At 54.4% G+C, this 16,177-nt stretch carries 14 protein-coding genes; 5 read left to right on the top strand and 9 right to left on the bottom strand.

The annotated features are described in order from the left end of the window. Nucleotides 1-15 precede the first annotated feature (15 nt). The gene (locus ACO2Q8_RS03985; protein WP_423343487.1) at nt 16-1,041 is read left to right on the top strand and encodes a family 43 glycosylhydrolase; all 1,026 of its coding nucleotides are present in this window, start codon (nt 16-18) and stop codon (nt 1,039-1,041) included. A gap of 73 nt (nt 1,042-1,114) precedes the next feature. Here the strand turns inward: ACO2Q8_RS03985 and ACO2Q8_RS03980 are convergent, their stop codons facing one another. The 8 genes from ACO2Q8_RS03980 to ACO2Q8_RS03945 form a co-directional block, all read right to left on the bottom strand. Continuing rightward, a complete protein-coding gene (locus ACO2Q8_RS03980; protein ID WP_423343486.1) occupies nt 1,115-1,480 on the bottom strand; it encodes a hypothetical protein in 366 nt (121 codons plus the stop codon). Nucleotides 1,481-1,511: 31 nt separating this feature from the next. Beyond that, a complete protein-coding gene (locus tag ACO2Q8_RS03975) occupies nt 1,512-1,868 on the bottom strand; it encodes a bleomycin resistance protein (RefSeq protein ID WP_423343485.1) in 357 nt (118 codons plus the stop codon). Between the two features lie 96 nt (nt 1,869-1,964). After that, the gene (locus ACO2Q8_RS03970) at nt 1,965-2,540 is read right to left on the bottom strand and encodes a Crp/Fnr family transcriptional regulator (RefSeq protein ID WP_423343484.1); all 576 of its coding nucleotides are present in this window, start codon (nt 2,538-2,540) and stop codon (nt 1,965-1,967) included. 97 nt (nt 2,541-2,637) lie between these two features. Beyond that, nucleotides 2,638-2,919, bottom strand: a complete 282-nt coding sequence (locus tag ACO2Q8_RS03965; protein WP_423343483.1) for a UBP-type zinc finger domain-containing protein — start codon at nt 2,917-2,919, stop codon at nt 2,638-2,640. Between the two features lie 8 nt (nt 2,920-2,927). Then, nucleotides 2,928-4,589, bottom strand: coding sequence for an FAD-dependent oxidoreductase (locus ACO2Q8_RS03960; RefSeq protein WP_423343482.1), 1,662 nt, complete (start codon nt 4,587-4,589; stop codon nt 2,928-2,930). A gap of 45 nt (nt 4,590-4,634) precedes the next feature. Next, on the bottom strand, nt 4,635-6,071 hold the full coding sequence (locus ACO2Q8_RS03955; protein WP_423343481.1) for a sensor histidine kinase: 1,437 nt from the start codon (nt 6,069-6,071) through the stop codon (nt 4,635-4,637). 99 nt (nt 6,072-6,170) lie between these two features. Beyond that, on the bottom strand, nt 6,171-7,019 hold the full coding sequence (locus tag ACO2Q8_RS03950; RefSeq protein WP_423343480.1) for a DUF2306 domain-containing protein: 849 nt from the start codon (nt 7,017-7,019) through the stop codon (nt 6,171-6,173). Nucleotides 7,020-7,121: 102 nt separating this feature from the next. Further along, nucleotides 7,122-7,706: a Crp/Fnr family transcriptional regulator gene (locus ACO2Q8_RS03945; protein ID WP_423343479.1), complete on the bottom strand. Its 585-nt coding sequence runs from the start codon at nt 7,704-7,706 to the stop codon at nt 7,122-7,124. 103 nt (nt 7,707-7,809) lie between these two features. Between ACO2Q8_RS03945 and ACO2Q8_RS03940 the strand changes: the two genes are divergently transcribed. After that, the gene (locus ACO2Q8_RS03940) at nt 7,810-8,181 is read left to right on the top strand and encodes a DUF1304 domain-containing protein (protein WP_423343478.1); all 372 of its coding nucleotides are present in this window, start codon (nt 7,810-7,812) and stop codon (nt 8,179-8,181) included. Here the strand turns inward: ACO2Q8_RS03940 and ACO2Q8_RS03935 are convergent. Next, nucleotides 8,161-8,886 carry a hypothetical protein gene (locus ACO2Q8_RS03935; RefSeq protein WP_423343477.1) on the bottom strand — a complete coding sequence of 242 codons (726 nt, stop codon included), beginning with the start codon at nt 8,884-8,886 and terminating at the stop codon, nt 8,161-8,163. The genes ACO2Q8_RS03940 and ACO2Q8_RS03935 overlap by 21 nt on opposite strands. Before the next feature lie 258 nt (nt 8,887-9,144). On the opposite strand from ACO2Q8_RS03935, the gene ACO2Q8_RS03930 reads away from it, so the two are divergent. From ACO2Q8_RS03930 to ACO2Q8_RS03920, 3 genes are all read left to right on the top strand, one after another. Beyond that, complete coding sequence (locus ACO2Q8_RS03930; RefSeq protein WP_423343476.1) at nt 9,145-10,269, top strand: sensor histidine kinase; 1,125 nt, start codon at nt 9,145-9,147, stop codon at nt 10,267-10,269. A gap of 1 nt (nt 10,270) precedes the next feature. Continuing rightward, nucleotides 10,271-10,993 carry a LytR/AlgR family response regulator transcription factor gene (locus ACO2Q8_RS03925; RefSeq protein WP_423343475.1) on the top strand — a complete coding sequence of 241 codons (723 nt, stop codon included), beginning with the start codon at nt 10,271-10,273 and terminating at the stop codon, nt 10,991-10,993. A gap of 709 nt (nt 10,994-11,702) precedes the next feature. Next, on the top strand, nt 11,703-16,175 hold the full coding sequence (locus tag ACO2Q8_RS03920; RefSeq protein WP_423343474.1) for a putative Ig domain-containing protein: 4,473 nt from the start codon (nt 11,703-11,705) through the stop codon (nt 16,173-16,175). The last annotated feature ends 2 nt before the right edge of the window (nt 16,176-16,177 follow it).

Raw genomic sequence — 16,177 nt, 5'->3', positions numbered from 1 at the left:
AACGAACCAACCACCATGAAACAGATAAGCCTAGGACTATTCCTGCTCTGGACCACGGTCAGTTTCGGACAGACGCTGACCAACCCGCTGCTGCCCTCGGGAGCCGATCCGTGGAGCATTCACAAAGACGGTTTTTATTATTACACCCACACAACCGGACGGAACATTACGCTCTGGAAAACCCGTTCGCTGGCGGATCTGAAAACTGCCGAGAAAAAAGTGGTCTGGACTCCGCCTGCGACCGGCCCGTATTCAAAAGAAATCTGGGCGCCCGAACTGCATTTTATCAACCAGCGCTGGTACCTGATTTTTGCCGCCGACAACGGCCAGAACCGCAACCACCGCCTGTGGGTGCTCGAAAACGAGGCCACTGACCCGCTGCAAGGCTCCTGGACGATGAAAGGCCAAATCAAAACGCCCGACGACAAATGGGCCATCGACGGCTCGGTGTTTGAGCATAAGGGCCAGCTTTACATGGTCTGGTCGGGCTGGGAGGGCAACGAGAACGGCGAGCAGGATATTTACCTCTGCAAAATGAAAAACCCGTGGACGGCCACCGGCAAGCGCGTCAAGATTTCATCGCCCACCTACGCCTGGGAAATCGACGGCAAGATTCCGAAACCGGGGCCGGACGACAAACCGGTGGTGCTGGTCAACGAAGGGCCACAGCCGCTTCAGTACGGAAACCGCCTGTTCGTCATCTTTTCGGCCAGTGGGTGCTGGACGGACAGCTACGCACTGGGGATGCTGTATATCGACAAAAAGAAGAACATCCTGAAGGCTAAAAACTGGACCAAGCACCAGGAACCGGTTTTCAAAGCCGTGAATGTGACGGGTACCCACGCGGCCGGGCATAACTCGTTTTTTAAATCGCCCGATGGCTCCGAAGACTGGATTCTGTACCACGCCAACGCCGAAGCCGGGCAGGGCTGTGGAACCAACCGCTCCCCACGCGCCCAGAAATTCACCTGGACTGCCGACGGCATGCCGCAATTCGGCCAGCCGTTGCCCGCCAACGTCGTCATCCCGGAGCCGAAATAGTAGCACGGACCGCTGGTCCGGGTTTTTTTTTAGATAAGTTAAACAAACTTCCACGGACCAGCGGTCCGTGGTACTAGGACCACTGCTGAATGATGATGCCCAGTTGGCTATCCATCAAGGCGAATTCTTTCGCGCCCCAGGGACGAAGCGTGACCGTGCTGAGGTTGGGATGGAGGAACTCGGGGTAGGAGGTGGCTACTCGTTGGTAAACCGCTTCGATATCGTCGGTCACGAGCCGGAGTTCAGGATGATGTTCCTGGGCAAAATCCTCGTTTTCAAATAGATAGATCTGCAAGCGGTCTCGTCCTATCACGTAAAACGGCTTGCCAGCGTGGAGTTCATGATGCTCGACGGTAAATTCAAGACAATCGACAAACAGCTTCAGGGCGTCCTGAATGTCCGTGTAAAACACACTAGGAACCAGTTTGGTAAAGTTCATAGTTGATAGAAAGTTAGGATTTACCTGGCCATCAGACGCTTTGGCCGAACGTAAGCAGGTTATGGTCCGGGTCCAGCACCGCAAATTCCTTTTGTCCCCACGGTTTAAGCTGTAAAGGACCAACCAGCCGGACGGTTTCAGGGTGTTTCAGCACAGACTGGTACAAAACGTCAATCGCATCCGTTCGGAGATAGACCTGTCCGTAGTTTTGGGTAGGATCAAGGTCTTCGAACGCAAAAAAGTGCAACTCGACGCCGTCTTTCCGGATCATCAGGTAGTCCGGAAAATCAGCCTGGCCGATCTTCTCAAAACCGAGGTAAGTGAGGTAAAAATCTTCGGTGACGCGCTTGTTTCGCATCGGCAATTTCGGGTGAACAGCGGTCAGCATCGGGGTATCGTTAGGGGTAGTTAGCGGGTTCCTTTCCGGATCAGGTGGAATGCTGCAAAGATGAAAAACCGGATGGAAAAAGACACTTGATCGAAATCAAGAAATGCCCCGGGCCAGGCGTTCTCTGACCCGGCTTAGTGTTTCAGGCGCCACTTTTAAATACGCAGCAATCATTTTCAAGGGAAAAGCCTGCATCAGTTGGGGGCGGTAATCGAGAATGTATTGGTATTTCTGAAGCGGTGTGAGGTTTCCATCGAAGAAGCGAATCCGGTCCGTGGCCTGATTCAGAAGGCTGGCCAGTTGCAGGAATACCGGAGATACCGCAATAAGGTCGTGCATTACCTGAATGGTCAGTTCCAGCACGGTGCCGTCGGTGTAAGCCAGCAAGGTGTAGGCGGAGGGCGTCTGAGTGACAAAACTATGGTGATTGAAAAACCACTGACCCGGCCCGTGCAGATCGATGATGGCCGGTTCCTGTTCGTCGTGATCAGAAACCTGGTAAAAAGCACCTTCCAAACCATAATACATGGTCTGACAAATGGCTCCTTCAGAGAGTAAAACAGCGCCTTTCGGAACCGTCCGACAGTGAACATGGTTCGCCAACAGTTGAAGTTGCTCAGGACTAAAGGTGCCAAGCTGGGCAAGCACATCCGAGTTCCGATCTTCAGTCATGTATGTCCCCGGACCAGCGGTCCGGGGGAGTTTTTAATTCAGAAGTTTATACCGACTTTATGCTGGTCAGATTTCCCCGGACCAGCGGTCCGGGGTACTAGAGCACATAGGGCGTGATTTCTTCGTCGGCGTAGCACCAGAGCCAGCGTTCGCCGGGTTCGGCGGAGGCCACAACCGGATGGCCTGTCTCGTGGAAATGCTGGGTGGCGTGTCGGGCGGGCGACGAATCGCAGCAGTGCGTCTTGCCGCACGTCTGGCAGGTCCGCAGGTGGACCCAGACACCACCATGCTTGACACATTCTTCACAGACAGCGGGTTGCTCCGGCAACACAACGGTTTCGATGGCGCTCAGGTGGGCGCAGCTTTTCCGTTTTAACATCGTAATGGCTAGGTTTCGGCTAAATATTTGTGAACAAAACTGACCGCCATCGCGCCTTCGCCCACGGCGGAGGCCACGCGGTTCATGGCCCCGGCCCGCACATCGCCAGCCGCGAAGATCCCGGCGCTGCACGTTTCGAGCAGAAACGGATCGCGGTTCAGTTTCCAGAAGTCTTTGTAATCCGGGTACTTCGCCAGGTCGCGACCGGTTTCGATGAAGCCTTTCGCGTCCTTGATGATGTTCATCTGAATCCAGTCGGTATACGGTTTGGTTCCGATGAAGATGAACAGGGCGCTGGCCGGTACCTTCCGGCTTTCACCCGTTGTCAAGTCCTGAATAATGAGGCATTCGAGGTGCGATTCGCCCAGCCCTTCGACCACGCTGGTGCAGGGCAGGACGTGAATATTCGGCGTTTTGTCGATCTGATCGATCAGGTACTGCGACATGGTGGCCGTCAGGTCGGGGCGCCGGATCAGAATGTAGACATCCGATGCCATGCGCGAGAGGTACATGGCACCCTGCCCAGCCGAATTGCCCCCGCCGACCACGTACACCGGTTTTCCCTTGAAGGCATACGCTTCGGTGGTAGCCGCGCCGTAATAAACCCCCGCGCCGGTCAGCCGGTCGAGTCCCGGACAATCCAACTGGTGGTACGAAACGCCCGTGCTGAGCAGAATGCTCCGGGCTACCACCTCGCTGCCGTCGCTGAACTGAACGTGTTTGTACTGTCCATTCGGTTTTATCGCGACTACCTCCTGCGGAGCGAGAAACTCCACGCCGAAGCGGGTGGCCTGGGTGATGGCCCGGCGGGTCAGTTCGGCCCCGCTTAGACCGGTCGGAAAACCGAGGTAATTTTCGATCCGCGAACTGGTTCCGGCCTGCCCGCCCGGCGCGCGTTTGTCGATTAGAATGGTGCGTAAGCCCTCAGAACCGCCGTAAACAGCCGCAGCCAGCCCGGCCGGACCCGCGCCGATGATCGCCAGATCGTACAGCGATTGCGTTGCCTTCGGTTTCAGGCCAATTTTCTCGCCCAGCGCCTGGAGGGTGGGTTGCTTCAAAACCGTCCCGTCCTCCAGCACCACCACCGGCATGTCTTTCGAGTCAATCTGGTGCAGTTCCACCAGGTTCCGGGCTTCCGGATTCAGTTCGATGTCGAGCCACTGGTAAGGAAACAGATTCCCCGCCAGGAAATCCTTCAATTGGTGGGTATGGGGCGAAAACTGGTAGCCGATCAGCGTCAGGCCCTCGAACGGCGGGCGGTAGCTCGACTGCCAATCGTTGAGCAATTCGTCCAAAACCGGGTACAGCTTTTCGGTCGGCGGGTCCCAGGGCTTGTTCAGGTAATAATCCAGTTGCACGTCGTTGATGGCCCGGATGGCCGCTTCAATGTCCGAATAGGCCGTCAGCAACACGGTTTTGGCGTTCGGATAAATTTTCCGGGCCTTCATCAGAAAGTCAACGCCCAGCATTTCGGGCATCCGCTGGTCCGACAGAAACAGGGCCACTTCTTCGTTTTGCTTCTTCAGTTCGACCAAGGTCTCCAGCGCTTCGCTGGCGGAGGTGGTGGCCAGAATCTTATAACTTTTCCGGTATTGCGGGCGCAAATCCCGCTGAATGGATTGCAAAACCGCCTGGTCGTCGTCGATGGCAAGAATGATGGGTGGTTTCATGGGTAATGGGTTAAAACGGCGAGGAGAGAGGGTTGGGCACCAGGATTAGTTGGTTCCATCCATGACGCTGACTTCCGGCGCTTCCTGAACAGTGTTTTGAATCGGTAAACAGACTTTAAATTCAGTTTCACCCGGTTTTGACTGGACGTAAATGCGACCGTTGTGGTGCCGGACGATGCCCTGTACGATGTCCAGACCCAGACCGGTTCCTTTGCCAACGGGTTTGGTGGTAAAAAACGGGTCGAAAATATGATCGAGACTGCCCGCCGGAATGCCTGCGCCGTCGTCGATAATCCGGATCAGGACAAACTGGTGATCGATTTCGCCCCTAATCTGGAGATGACCGTCTTTACTCATGGCGTCGATGGCGTTGTCGATCAGGTTGGTCCAGACCTGGTTCAGTTCGCTGGCAAAGGCGTCGATGGGCGGCAAATCGTCCGGAATCGTCACCTCCACCTGAATGTTCTTTTCCTTTAATTTATGTTTCAACAACACCAGCGTGCTGTCGATGCCTTCGCGCACCCGGATTCGTTCACGGCCCGTGCCCCGGTCCATGTGCGTGTAGGACTTGATGGCGTTGACGAGCAGCGAAATCCGTTTGGAAGCTTCTTCAATGTCGTTGACGAGCCGCTCCGTCACCAGGTTGTTCACCATCCAGTTCAGCACCGTTCCCCGCCCTTCCAGGGCCAGATCGCCCAGCAACTCGTCCAGATCGGCCGTCGTGAAGCCAAAATCGATCAGCGATTCGGTCAGGTCGTCGGTATCCGAAACCTGGTTGTCGTCGAACCAGTCGAGCAATTCATCTTCGAGCCTGCTCCGTTCCAGCAGCGACAGCCGTTTGTTTTCGGTTGACGGCTTCATTTTGGCAAACATCATCGCACTGACGCGGTCCACCATCGCGTCAGTCACGCGCAGGGCCATCACATTTTTAAACCGTTCGGGGGTATTTTGCAAATGAGATTTCAGCGTATCGGCGCTCCGGACGACGGCCGAAACCGGGTTGTTCAGCTCATGGGCCAGCCCCGCCGACATCCGGCCCAGGGCCATCATCTTGTCGTTTTGCTGCAACATCCGCGTCGTCTCCCGAACCCGGGTCGTCATCGTATGGACCAGCGTTTGTGTCAGTTCGTACTGGGTCTGAATCATCTCGCGGAAGTGGTCGCGGTGCAGCGCCAGCAGGGTTGTGGGGCCAATGGTATGCCAGTACGCCAGCGATTCGACCATGCGCGAAAACGGCAGAACGCCTTCCAGCGAGCCGGTTTCGGCCACGCGCAATTCCTGCTGCTGCCCTTGTTGCACCAGATAATACCGGATACGACCCGTCAGGATGATCAGAAAATGGTCGGTGGGATCGCCCGGTTTGTAGAGCATCGTATCGTCGGAATGTTCCTGGCATTCCGAACGATCGACCAGCCAGCGAAGCTGCTCTTCGGGGACGGACTGGAACGTCGGATTTGTCTTGAGTGCGGTCAGGCAATCCATGAACACGTTGATTTGGAACGAAAAGATAGGAAATTGTCGGTTACATCCCATAAAATATGTTCCGCCGGGCGGTTTTTCGCCCGCGGCTGGTTGCCCGAATCACCAAAGCGGTTTTACCCGGGGGAGCCACATCCCCATCGTAGCTGCAAAAATTCCAAGGCCCATCAGGATCGTACCGAGTAAAAGAAGGACGGATGTCAGGTAGCTAATGGCCTCGTTGCGTTTTCGCTGAGCATACAGGTACATTTCCAGGATAATCAGCGACAGGGGAATCGCATATGTAAAAACCGAAAGAGCCGTCAGAAAAGGACCCGTAAAGGTTTCGGGGTCAAAACCGACCGGGCCACCGTGGATCAGGAGCCAGCACATGAGCCCTACTCTGAAAAACCAAACGCCGTTGACTACCATAAATAACCGCAGCGCCCAGATTCGATGCTGGTCGAACTGACGGGATCGGGCGTAACGGATCGCTACAAGGGCAAAGCCTATGATGTACAGAGCCTGGATGCTGATACTGATTTGTTGGGTCGAATCGCCCACCACCTGGCGAGTCCAGGCCATGATCAGCCCGGCCGTACTGACCACGATGGCGGTGATAACATAGATGCGGCCAAGCCAGCGATGAAAACCGGGGGCGTAGCGACGGATCGCGGGAATCAGTTGCAGCGGGCCACCCATGACCAGGATGGCCGCCAGCAGGATATGAAAACCGACCACAAGATTTCCTTTCCAGTCGCCTTCAACATAGCCGTGGGGCAACACCTTATTCCACCGCTGGAAATCGCCCCCCATGGCGGACGTTCCGTAGAACAGGAGAATATAAAGTCCAAACAACCATTGGCCAATGGTGGCTACCGTAAGCCAGATGGCGGCTGCTAATGTCAGGGCTTTGGTGCCAGGAGAAGCCTGTGTTTTTTCGGGAAACGAAACGGGAGTAGTCGTGATCATCGGAGAAAGGGGCTATGTGTTGACGAAAGGTAAGAAGCCCTCTTTCCCGGCTCATTAGACATTTGTCTAATAAGGATGAACGGTTTTATAAATCTATGAATGTCAGGAAGCTGTGCCTCGCCGGAGTCTACTCAGATGCCGCTGGGTAATACCCAGATAAGAGGCAATATACTGCAAGGGTACGTGCTGGACGATGGCTGGTTTTTGCCGAAGAAATTTTCGATAGCGTTCCTCGGCGGTCAGGGTCGCGATGTCGTTGATCCGGTTTTTTTCTTCCTCCAGGTGTTTTTGCAGGATCTGAATCGTGTAATCTTTCTGGGTCGTGCTGCGCCGGGCTCCGACTTCCACATCATCCCGGCTGATTCGAAGAAGTTCGCAGTCGGTAATACAGTGCAGGTTTTCGTGGGAAACCGTCTGGTTCATAAAATGGAAATAGGAGGTGAAAAACCGGGGGCCTTCGTTGAGATCAGTCGTGATTTCCCGATCCTCATGGTCGATGTAGAAGTTCCGCATATGCCCCGAAACGATGAAGTTATGATAGCGGGGAACCTGCCCGGCGGGTTCAAGAATCGTGTCTCGGGGTACAAAAACCGGTTTAAACAACTGACGGATTGAGGCTTTGTCGGTTTCCGGCAAGAGTAGAATTTCTTCGATGTAATCGAATAATCTCTGGTAATAATGTTCCATACGGCCGTATTTAACGTAAGATCGTTAAATTTAAACAAGCCGCGTAACAATGATCGTGTTGACCGGCAGAATTCAACAGCCGGTTTGGTAAATCCTGAAACCCATGCAACTGCTCACGCAACTCCTGATTGGCCTCGTGGCCCTGCTGCACCTCTACATCCTGTGGCTCGAAATGTTTGCCTGGACCACGCGCGGCCCGAAGGTTTTCAAAAACTTTCCGGCGCACCTGTTCCCGGCCACGAAGGCCCTGGCAGCCAACCAGGGGCTGTACAACGGTTTTCTGGCCGCCGGGCTGCTCTGGTCGCTGCTCATCGGCGACCCGGCCTGGCAGCGCAACGTGGCTTACTTCTTTCTGGGTTGTGTGGCGGTGGCCGGGCTCTACGGAGCCGCCACCGCCGACCGGAAGATTTTCGTCACCCAGGCGCTCCCGGCCCTGGTCACCATCGGCTTGCTTTTATTGCAGCAGGGTGCCTGATTGGGCGGTCAACGGTGGGGAAGCCATCGCTTCGCCGAAAGCACCCAGCAAAACCGGCCGGTTTTGCGCGTTTCCGGATTCGATGCGCAGGTGGTAGCGATACCGATACTGGGTCGTTGATAGCACAAGCTCGTAAACGCCCAGGGCTAACTGGCCCATGTCCAGGTAGCGTTTGTATTTCAGATGAAGACTTGTTTCGCGGTAAACTGAGTGGCCGTTCGGATCGAGCAACTGAACAGAAACCGGTTCGTCGCCCGCGTTGGTGTAATGAACGGCCACTTTAAAGGCAGGTGACGGAACGACATTGGCCCGGAAACCGCGCTGGCTTGAATCGGGCAAAGGCCATTGAAGGAGTGAAACCGGGTTGGAAACCCGGCTGACGGGAGTTTCAGGACTGCCAGACAGGGGTTGGTCGAGCGCGTTGGCCGGGAGAACCGAAGCTACCAGTTGATGATTGGTCAGCCGCGCGCAGATGTCGTCGAGTCGCCGGACGTTTTTGGGCGTCAGGCGAATGTGCTGGCCCGGCAACGTTTCCCGGTAAATGACCCGATTTTGCTGGTCGTGAAACACGACGACGGTGGCCTGCGAAACCGCATCGGTGTGCAACTGCCAGCGGCAGGACTGGTAGTAGGCGTCAGGTTGGGCCTGGGCAGAAAAGCCCGCAAGGAGCAGGGCGGCACCCAGCCAGCCCAGACGGAAGTTCATTCGTTGTTTCATCGGTTCGGACACAATTGGAAAGATTGTTGCTACGAAGAAAGACCGCATCCGGATACCAAACCGGATTATTAGGCTAACCCAAAACCGGGCTCGACAGAGGGGGCAAAAACCGGATAAAGTGCATTGGCCGGGTTGGCGTGCCGTTCGTCGGCTGCGGTTGTCGTTCGTCTAAAAAAGACCCGGTAATAAACCGCCCAATGGGGCAATGTGGTACCTTTAGGGACACGAACGACCGTTTCACCGCCGATGGACTTGCTTTACAAACTACTGTTTCGTTACCGCCTGGTCTGGCATGGCCTGTTCTGGCTCTTGCTGTTGTTGTATGAAGGGCTGGTTTGGGGCAGTATTGACGACGATTATCGGGAGCGGTTTACCATCGCGTTGATCGAATTGCCGTTCAAAATGCTGGCAACCTACCAGTTGCTGTATGTGCTGATCGACAACTATTTTATCCGTAAACGGTATGGGCACTTTCTGTTGTATCTGCTGCTGTCGATGGCTGTGGCTGGTCTGCTAGCCCGGCTGATCGCTTATTACGTGATTTATCCCAATTATTACCCGGATGCGCTCTCGATGCCGGTCATTTTTCTGCCGAAAATTCTCATTTATATCTTCGGGCTGTACTCCATGGCGGCTATTCCGGCGGCTTTTCACCTCATGAAACACTGGTATCTCGACCAGCAGGGAACCCAGCAACTGCGGGAAATGACCCAGCAACTGGCCCGTGAAAAACTGGAAGCCGAACTGAAGCTGCTCAAATCGCAAATTCATCCGCATTTTCTGTTCAATACACTCAATAACCTGTATGCCCTGACGCTGACGGGTTCGCCCAAATCGCCCGAAATTGTATTTAAACTGTCGGAACTGATGAGCTACATGCTGTACGACAGCAATCTGTCGTTGGTGCCGCTCCGAAAAGAAATACAGTACATCGAGAATTACATTACCTTGGAAAAAATCCGTTACGGCGACCGGCTGGATGTGTCGTTGAACGTGTACACGCCCCTCGACGGAATGCAGATTGCCCCGCTGATCATGCTGCCGTTTGTCGAAAACAGCTTTAAACACGGCGTTAGCAAGCAACTCGACTGCGTCTGGGTGCGGGTCGATGTGCTGGTCAACGAGGAGGACCTGATTTTCAAGATTGAGAATAGCAAGGTGAGCCAGTTGCCAAAACCGGGTGCGCAGGCTCATGCCGGGATTGGCTTGCAGAACGTCCGGAAACGGCTTGACATTATTTACGGCGACCGGTATTCGCTGAACCTGTTCAATGAGGAAGAGACGTACCTGGTCGTGTTGAAGATTGAATTGGCCGCCATGCGATCGTCCGGAACCGTCGTACCGCAAACCGAACCGATGACCTCAAACTGACATGAAGTGTATCATCATCGAAGACGAACCGCTGGCGCTGAATCTGCTCGAATCCTACGTTCGGCGGGTCGAGGGATTGACCTTGATTCGCAGTTATACCAACGCCGTCGAAGCGTTTACGTTTCTGCAGTCCCGGGCGGTCGATTTGCTGTTTCTGGACATCGAACTGCCGCAGATTTCGGGGATGGACTTGCTGCGATCGCTCAAAAACCGCCCGCCTGTGATCATGACCACGGCCTACCGCGATTACGCCGTCGATGCCTACGACCTCGACGTAGTCGATTACCTGCTAAAACCGGTCACCTTCGAGCGGTTTCTGCGGTCGATCAGCAAGGTGTACCAGGGTCAGCAGCCGGTTCCGGCCGAAGCTGTGACCAATTCGGCGACCAGTGATTATGACCGGGCTTACATTTTTTTGCGGGAAGACCGCGAAATGGTTAAAGTGTATCTGCGGGACATTCTCTACATCGAAAGCCTGCGCGACTATGTTCGGGTGAAGTTGCCCGACCGACAGATTATTACGTACCAGAAAATCAGTTACCTGGAGCAGAAATTGCCCGAAACCAAATTCATCCGCATTCATCGCTCGTTTCTGGTTGCGATCGACAAGGTAACGGCTTTTACGCCGTTATCGGTCCAGGTCGGTGATAAAACACTGCCACTGGGCCGGAATTACAAGCACCAGGCTTTGAGGGCTTTACATAGTGATAATGTCATGTTGTAAACTATTCCCTGAACTTGTTCGACAACAAGCTTATGAACGAACGCGCTACGCCTACGTTACACGACTGGCTGGGCGGCACCGACCGGCTTGAACAACTGACAACCCGGTTCCGACCGAAGCGCCCATGCCCGTGTGGGGCTGGGGCGAAACCGGTGGCCCCTATCTTGCTGACGAAATTCTCTGACGTATCCTCTGCAATCAAACCTTGAATTGTGCCTGATACCCCTGGCGATGAGCAGCTTTAAAAGTTGAAATCGCCAGCGGTATCATCGTTTATTGCCTCCCGGGAACGGTTTTTGAATCGCTCATCTCCCGACAAATAATCCTTCTGATTTACCTCTTTCACTATTCGATAAATCTTCTCTGTTCGGTCTCTATTAGTCGACAAACTAAAGGCTGCAACTAGTCCCGAAAAAAACACCTCTAACCAGTTTCTAATTTCCTATTATTTTATCTACTTAACTAGATAAAATTGTAAATCAGATATTTATACCAAAAAATAACAAAACGTTTCGTTGGCATTGCTTTTGTATACTCCTATTCGCAACAGACTTTCATTTTTATTGTCAGACAACTTTATCGGTTGATTGGGCCCAACTAGTTGATTAGTTGTCGGGGAATACTATGGGTTTAATGCGAAAAACAAGTACGAATCAAGAGTATTCCTGTGAAACCTGTTAGTTGAAATCTTTTAAAACTCAACGCAATTATGAGTACAGCACTACCTGGCCGCATTGTAGCGATTACGTTTCAAGTATTATTGCTTCTCGTTACAAACGTATTGATTGGTAGGGCCAATCCGGCCGATAAGTTAGCGCCCCAGCCACCGAAAACCGCCCGGGTTGCTTCGGTCACCACTGACAATAAACGGTATGTGGGACTAACGATCTTTAACTTTGAAATGGACCCCCGGGTTGATGACGAGCGCATTGAGCACTCGGCTGCGACGGGCTGTAATGCGGTCGAAATTACGGTCAACTGGGACCGGGTTTATCCGACCGTTGACAGCAGCCCGATCTGGGAGGTGGTCGATTCGCACGTTCAGACGGCCCAACGGCTGGGACTGAAAATTGCCCTGCGGGTCCACGTCGGTCGCGATGCGACCCGGCTGGGCGGCTTCTGGACCCGGCACGAAACCATGCAGGCGGCCGACAGCTCGCGGAGCACCAATCACGGCATTGTTCAGTTTTCATTTTCACACCAGCCGACCATCGATCGGGCCAGCGGATTTGTGAAAGAAGTAGCTGAGCGGTATCATTACTTACAGCAACAGGGAAATTTATTGTTCTTCTCGGTGGTGGCTTCGGCCGCGCTCGAGTCGGAATACTCACCGGTTTATGACCCCCCGACGGGCGGAAAATACGTAGTTCCCTACGATTACAGCATTTACGAACTCCGGGCGTTTCGGCAATACCTTCAGGCCCGCTTCAGCCTGTCACAACTAAACCAGCGCTGGGGTACTGACTTTAGCGACTGGAGCCGGGTTATGCCACCCGCCAATAACCGGAACGATCCGTACGCTTCGCAATTGGGCGTTCGGGGAAACGACTGGTATGTTTTCCGGCACCGGCAACTGAAAGGATTTATCGATAAAATCAATGCAACGGTTAAAGGCGTTGATCCGGCCATTGTGATGGTCAACCAACACGGTTGTGTCTGGGACCGGTTATCGGGCCTGCGGGCAACGTTTGCCTTCAAGAACCTGGGCCAAACCGCCGACGGGTTGAAATTTAACGACGGTCCGGATTATAATCACCGGTTTTCGATGGATGTGGTGCGGACCAACCTGAAACCCGGCGCATTTATGATCAACGCCGTCGATGGCATGTTTCACGGGTCGGTATCGGTCGACAAGTACTACGAGCAGATCGAGCAATGTTTCGAGCACGGTGCAAAAATGTTGACGCTGGCCAATTTCGGGGGCAAGGATGCAAGGGCTAAATTGACGGAACTAATCAGGAAAGTGGTCGATAGTGGGTTACTGAATCAGCCGGTGACGCAGGTGCAAACCTCCGGTGCGGCCATCGGGTATAAATTATCGGATATTCTGAAATCCCATATCATTGCGCAGGAACGCTGGAATCAACGCTACCAGCAAAACGGTAAAAAACCGGTCCGGATCGAAATTGATGAGGATTTACTGCGGAATGAACCGCCGGTGATCAACAGTTTGCCGGTTTTGAGCACTCCGCTTACCGATCAGACGGCCACCGTGGGAAAACCGTTCAGCTATTCGATTGGTCAGGCTTTTACGGATTCCGATGGCCAGATTGTCAGTGTAAACGTGGGCAGCCTCCCCCAGGGTATCCAGTGGGATCGTTCGTCGGGCGTATTTTCCGGGACGCCGACCCGCGTTGAGGCCATGCTGGTGACGCTGACTGCCCGCGACAACCTGGATGCGGTCGCAACGGGTAGTTTCCGGTTGACGGTGGTCGACTCGGTTGCGACCAATCAGCCGCCGGTGGCCCCGGTTTTAACGGCTCAGTCCGGGCAGGTCGGAAGTGCGTTCTCCTATACATTGCCCGCATTTACAGACCCTGAAGAGCAACCGCTGGTCAACACCCTGGTCGGTGTCGTTCCGGGGCTTACGTATTCGGCCGAAACCGGTATACTGAGCGGCACGCCCACAACGGCCGGCGTTTACTCGTTGACGTATTCGGCCGCCGATCCGTCGGAGGCCGTCTCGTCGGCCATTTTCCAGCTAACGATCCGGGAAGCTGCCCCGCCCGTCAAACGCACCGGTAATTTTGAAGGCTATCTGGATACCTATAATTGCGAGGGTGATATCTGGGGCTGGGTCTGGGACAAGAACCTGCCCAACACGCCCATGCCGATTGAAGTCCTGGACGGTATGAATGTCATTGCCACGTTCAACGCCGACGTATACCGGCCCGATGTAGCGGCTGCTAAAAAAGGCAATGGGGTACACGGATTTCAGTATATCATTCCCGCCAGCTTGAAAGATGGACAACCGCATACGATCAGCATGCGGATTGAAAATTCGGATTATTACCTCAAAGGGTCGCCCCGGGTATTGACCTGTCCGCCCAGTACGGCCCAAACGTCTGATCCGACGAACATACCGCCGGTTGCTGTCCCGATTACCATTCAAACGGCGTATCAGGGCGTGCCTTTTTCTTACACCATTCCGGAATTTCAGCATGAAGAAGGGCAGACCATGATCTACGCCATCAGCGGTGGCATCGCGGGCCTGACTTATGATCAACCCAGCCGGACGTTCCGGGGAACCCCGACCCAGTTGGGTACGTTCACGGCCAGCCTGATCGTTTCGGATGGGGAAGGCGGCTACACCCCGGCACTCGTAACGGTGGTCGTGACCGCGGCTCCGGCCAACCGCCCCCCCGTGGTCAACCAGACGATTCCGGACCAGGTTGGAATGGTTGATCAGCCATTTGTTTACACACTTGAAGCCGGTGTGTTTACTGACCCAGACAACAACCTGACGAGCGTTCAACTGAGCGGTTTGCCCGCGGGCCTGTCCTACAATGCGTCAACGCGCCTGATTAGTGGTATCCCTACCACTGCAGGCGTCACTACGGTAACGGCCCGGGCAACCGATGCCCAGAGCGCTACGGCTGTAACCACTTTTAAAATAACCGTTCAGGCAGCTCCGGTTTCGAACCAGCCTCCGGCCATCGTGCAGGCTCCGGTTGATCAGACGGTTGTGGTCGGTCAGTCGTTTAGCTTTCAGATTCCGCTCGAAATCTTCTCCGATCCCGACGGCACCGTTGTCAGTCTGGCGGTTGAGGGCTTACCGGCCGGGTTACTGTACGATGCCGGTACCCGGATGATCAGCGGAACCCTGACAACCCCCGGCACAGCGACCATTCTTGTCAAAGCGACCGACGACGACGGCGCGGTGGGTACAGCTAGTTTCAAACTGACCGTCGTCTCCGCTACGGCACCACCCGCGTCCAACAATCCGCCCATCGTAGCCCAGACGATTCCGGATCAGCAGGCAACCATTGGTCAGGCGTTCAGTTACGCCATTGGTAACCAGGTGTTTGTCGATACCGACGGAACAATTACATCCGTTGAGATTACAAGTGCGTTACCAGACGGATTGACCTATGCGCCCCCAGTTCGGATCATCAGCGGAACACCCGTGCCACCCTCCAGCCAACAACGGGCTTTGATCAGTACGGTTAGTGAACCAACCACCACGACCGTAACAGTAAAAGCCGTCGATGATCATGGGGCTTCGGTGACGACGAGTTTCCGGCTGACGGTTTACCCGGCTCCGGTGGAAAATCAACCTCCGGTGGTTGTTCAACCGATCCCGGACCAGACGGCTACCGTCGGGAAAGCCTTTACTTACACCATCGGAACGGGTGTGTTTGCCGACAAGGATGGCAGCATTTCAAAAGTTGAGGTATCCGGTTTGCCCGCCGGTCTGACCTACTCGGGAGCCAATCAGGTTATTGCGGGAACCCCGGCTACGACCGGCGTCGTGAACGTAACGGTAAAGGCCACTGACAACCAGGGTGCTACGGTCACCGATGTGTTCCAACTAACGGTTCAGACGGATGTTTCCGGCGGAGTCGTAACGGGGAATTTTGAAGGATTTCTGGATAAAGTGGAATGTGGATCGATTCGGGGCTGGGTCTGGGATCGCAACAAACCGAATGCCCCGCTGACGGTTGAATTCTCGGCCGACGGGAAGGTGATCGGGACGGCCGAAGCGAATATCTTCCGATCCGACCTGCTGAACGCCGGAAAGGGGAATGGAGTTCATGCCTATTTGTTTCCGACTCCGGCCAGCCTGAAAGACAACAAACCGCATGTGATCAGCGCCAAGGTGCTTAACAGTACGTATATCCTGAAACAGGCACCCAAAACGTTGACCTGTCCGTCGTCGGCGCGGATCTCGGCCGAATCGGCCGAAACTGTCTGGACCGCTTTCCCGAATCCGTTCCGCGATCAGTTGGTGGTCAGTCTGCCTGCCGAAACTCAGGATTCGCCCATACCGCTGGCTCCTTACCGTTTTTCCATTGTCTCGCCTGTCGGAAAGCAGATCACCTTATCGGCTCAGGATACGCAAATTGAAGCCGGAAAGGCGATGTTGAACGTCCAGCCCTACGGTTTACCGGCGGGTCTGTATCTGCTCCGGATTCAACGGGGAGACGACTTGAAACACACGCTGAAAATTTTAAAACATTAATA

This window comes from Larkinella sp. VNQ87 (assembly GCF_049445795.1).
Taxonomy (GTDB): Bacteria; Bacteroidota; Bacteroidia; order Cytophagales; family Spirosomataceae; genus Larkinella.
Note: the sequence above shows the minus strand (reverse complement) of the source record. Positions and strands in the feature narration are given on the sequence as shown.

Excerpts from the sequence above, each read along its gene's own strand:
- ACO2Q8_RS03985 (WP_423343487.1), top strand. The coding sequence starts at position 16 with ATGAAACAGATAAGCCTAGGACTATTCCTGCTCTGGACCACGGTCAGT.
- ACO2Q8_RS03980 (WP_423343486.1), bottom strand. The coding sequence starts at position 1,480 with ATGAACTTTACCAAACTGGTTCCTAGTGTGTTTTACACGGACATTCAG.
- ACO2Q8_RS03975 (WP_423343485.1), bottom strand. The coding sequence starts at position 1,868 with ATGCTGACCGCTGTTCACCCGAAATTGCCGATGCGAAACAAGCGCGTC.
- ACO2Q8_RS03970 (WP_423343484.1), bottom strand. The coding sequence starts at position 2,540 with ATGACTGAAGATCGGAACTCGGATGTGCTTGCCCAGCTTGGCACCTTT.
- ACO2Q8_RS03965 (WP_423343483.1), bottom strand. The coding sequence starts at position 2,919 with ATGTTAAAACGGAAAAGCTGCGCCCACCTGAGCGCCATCGAAACCGTT.
- ACO2Q8_RS03960 (WP_423343482.1), bottom strand. The coding sequence starts at position 4,589 with ATGAAACCACCCATCATTCTTGCCATCGACGACGACCAGGCGGTTTTG.
- ACO2Q8_RS03955 (WP_423343481.1), bottom strand. The coding sequence starts at position 6,071 with ATGGATTGCCTGACCGCACTCAAGACAAATCCGACGTTCCAGTCCGTC.
- ACO2Q8_RS03950 (WP_423343480.1), bottom strand. The coding sequence starts at position 7,019 with ATGATCACGACTACTCCCGTTTCGTTTCCCGAAAAAACACAGGCTTCT.
- ACO2Q8_RS03945 (WP_423343479.1), bottom strand. The coding sequence starts at position 7,706 with ATGGAACATTATTACCAGAGATTATTCGATTACATCGAAGAAATTCTA.
- ACO2Q8_RS03940 (WP_423343478.1), top strand. The coding sequence starts at position 7,810 with ATGCAACTGCTCACGCAACTCCTGATTGGCCTCGTGGCCCTGCTGCAC.
- ACO2Q8_RS03935 (WP_423343477.1), bottom strand. The coding sequence starts at position 8,886 with ATGAACTTCCGTCTGGGCTGGCTGGGTGCCGCCCTGCTCCTTGCGGGC.
- ACO2Q8_RS03930 (WP_423343476.1), top strand. The coding sequence starts at position 9,145 with ATGGACTTGCTTTACAAACTACTGTTTCGTTACCGCCTGGTCTGGCAT.
- ACO2Q8_RS03925 (WP_423343475.1), top strand. The coding sequence starts at position 10,271 with ATGAAGTGTATCATCATCGAAGACGAACCGCTGGCGCTGAATCTGCTC.
- ACO2Q8_RS03920 (WP_423343474.1), top strand. The coding sequence starts at position 11,703 with ATGAGTACAGCACTACCTGGCCGCATTGTAGCGATTACGTTTCAAGTA.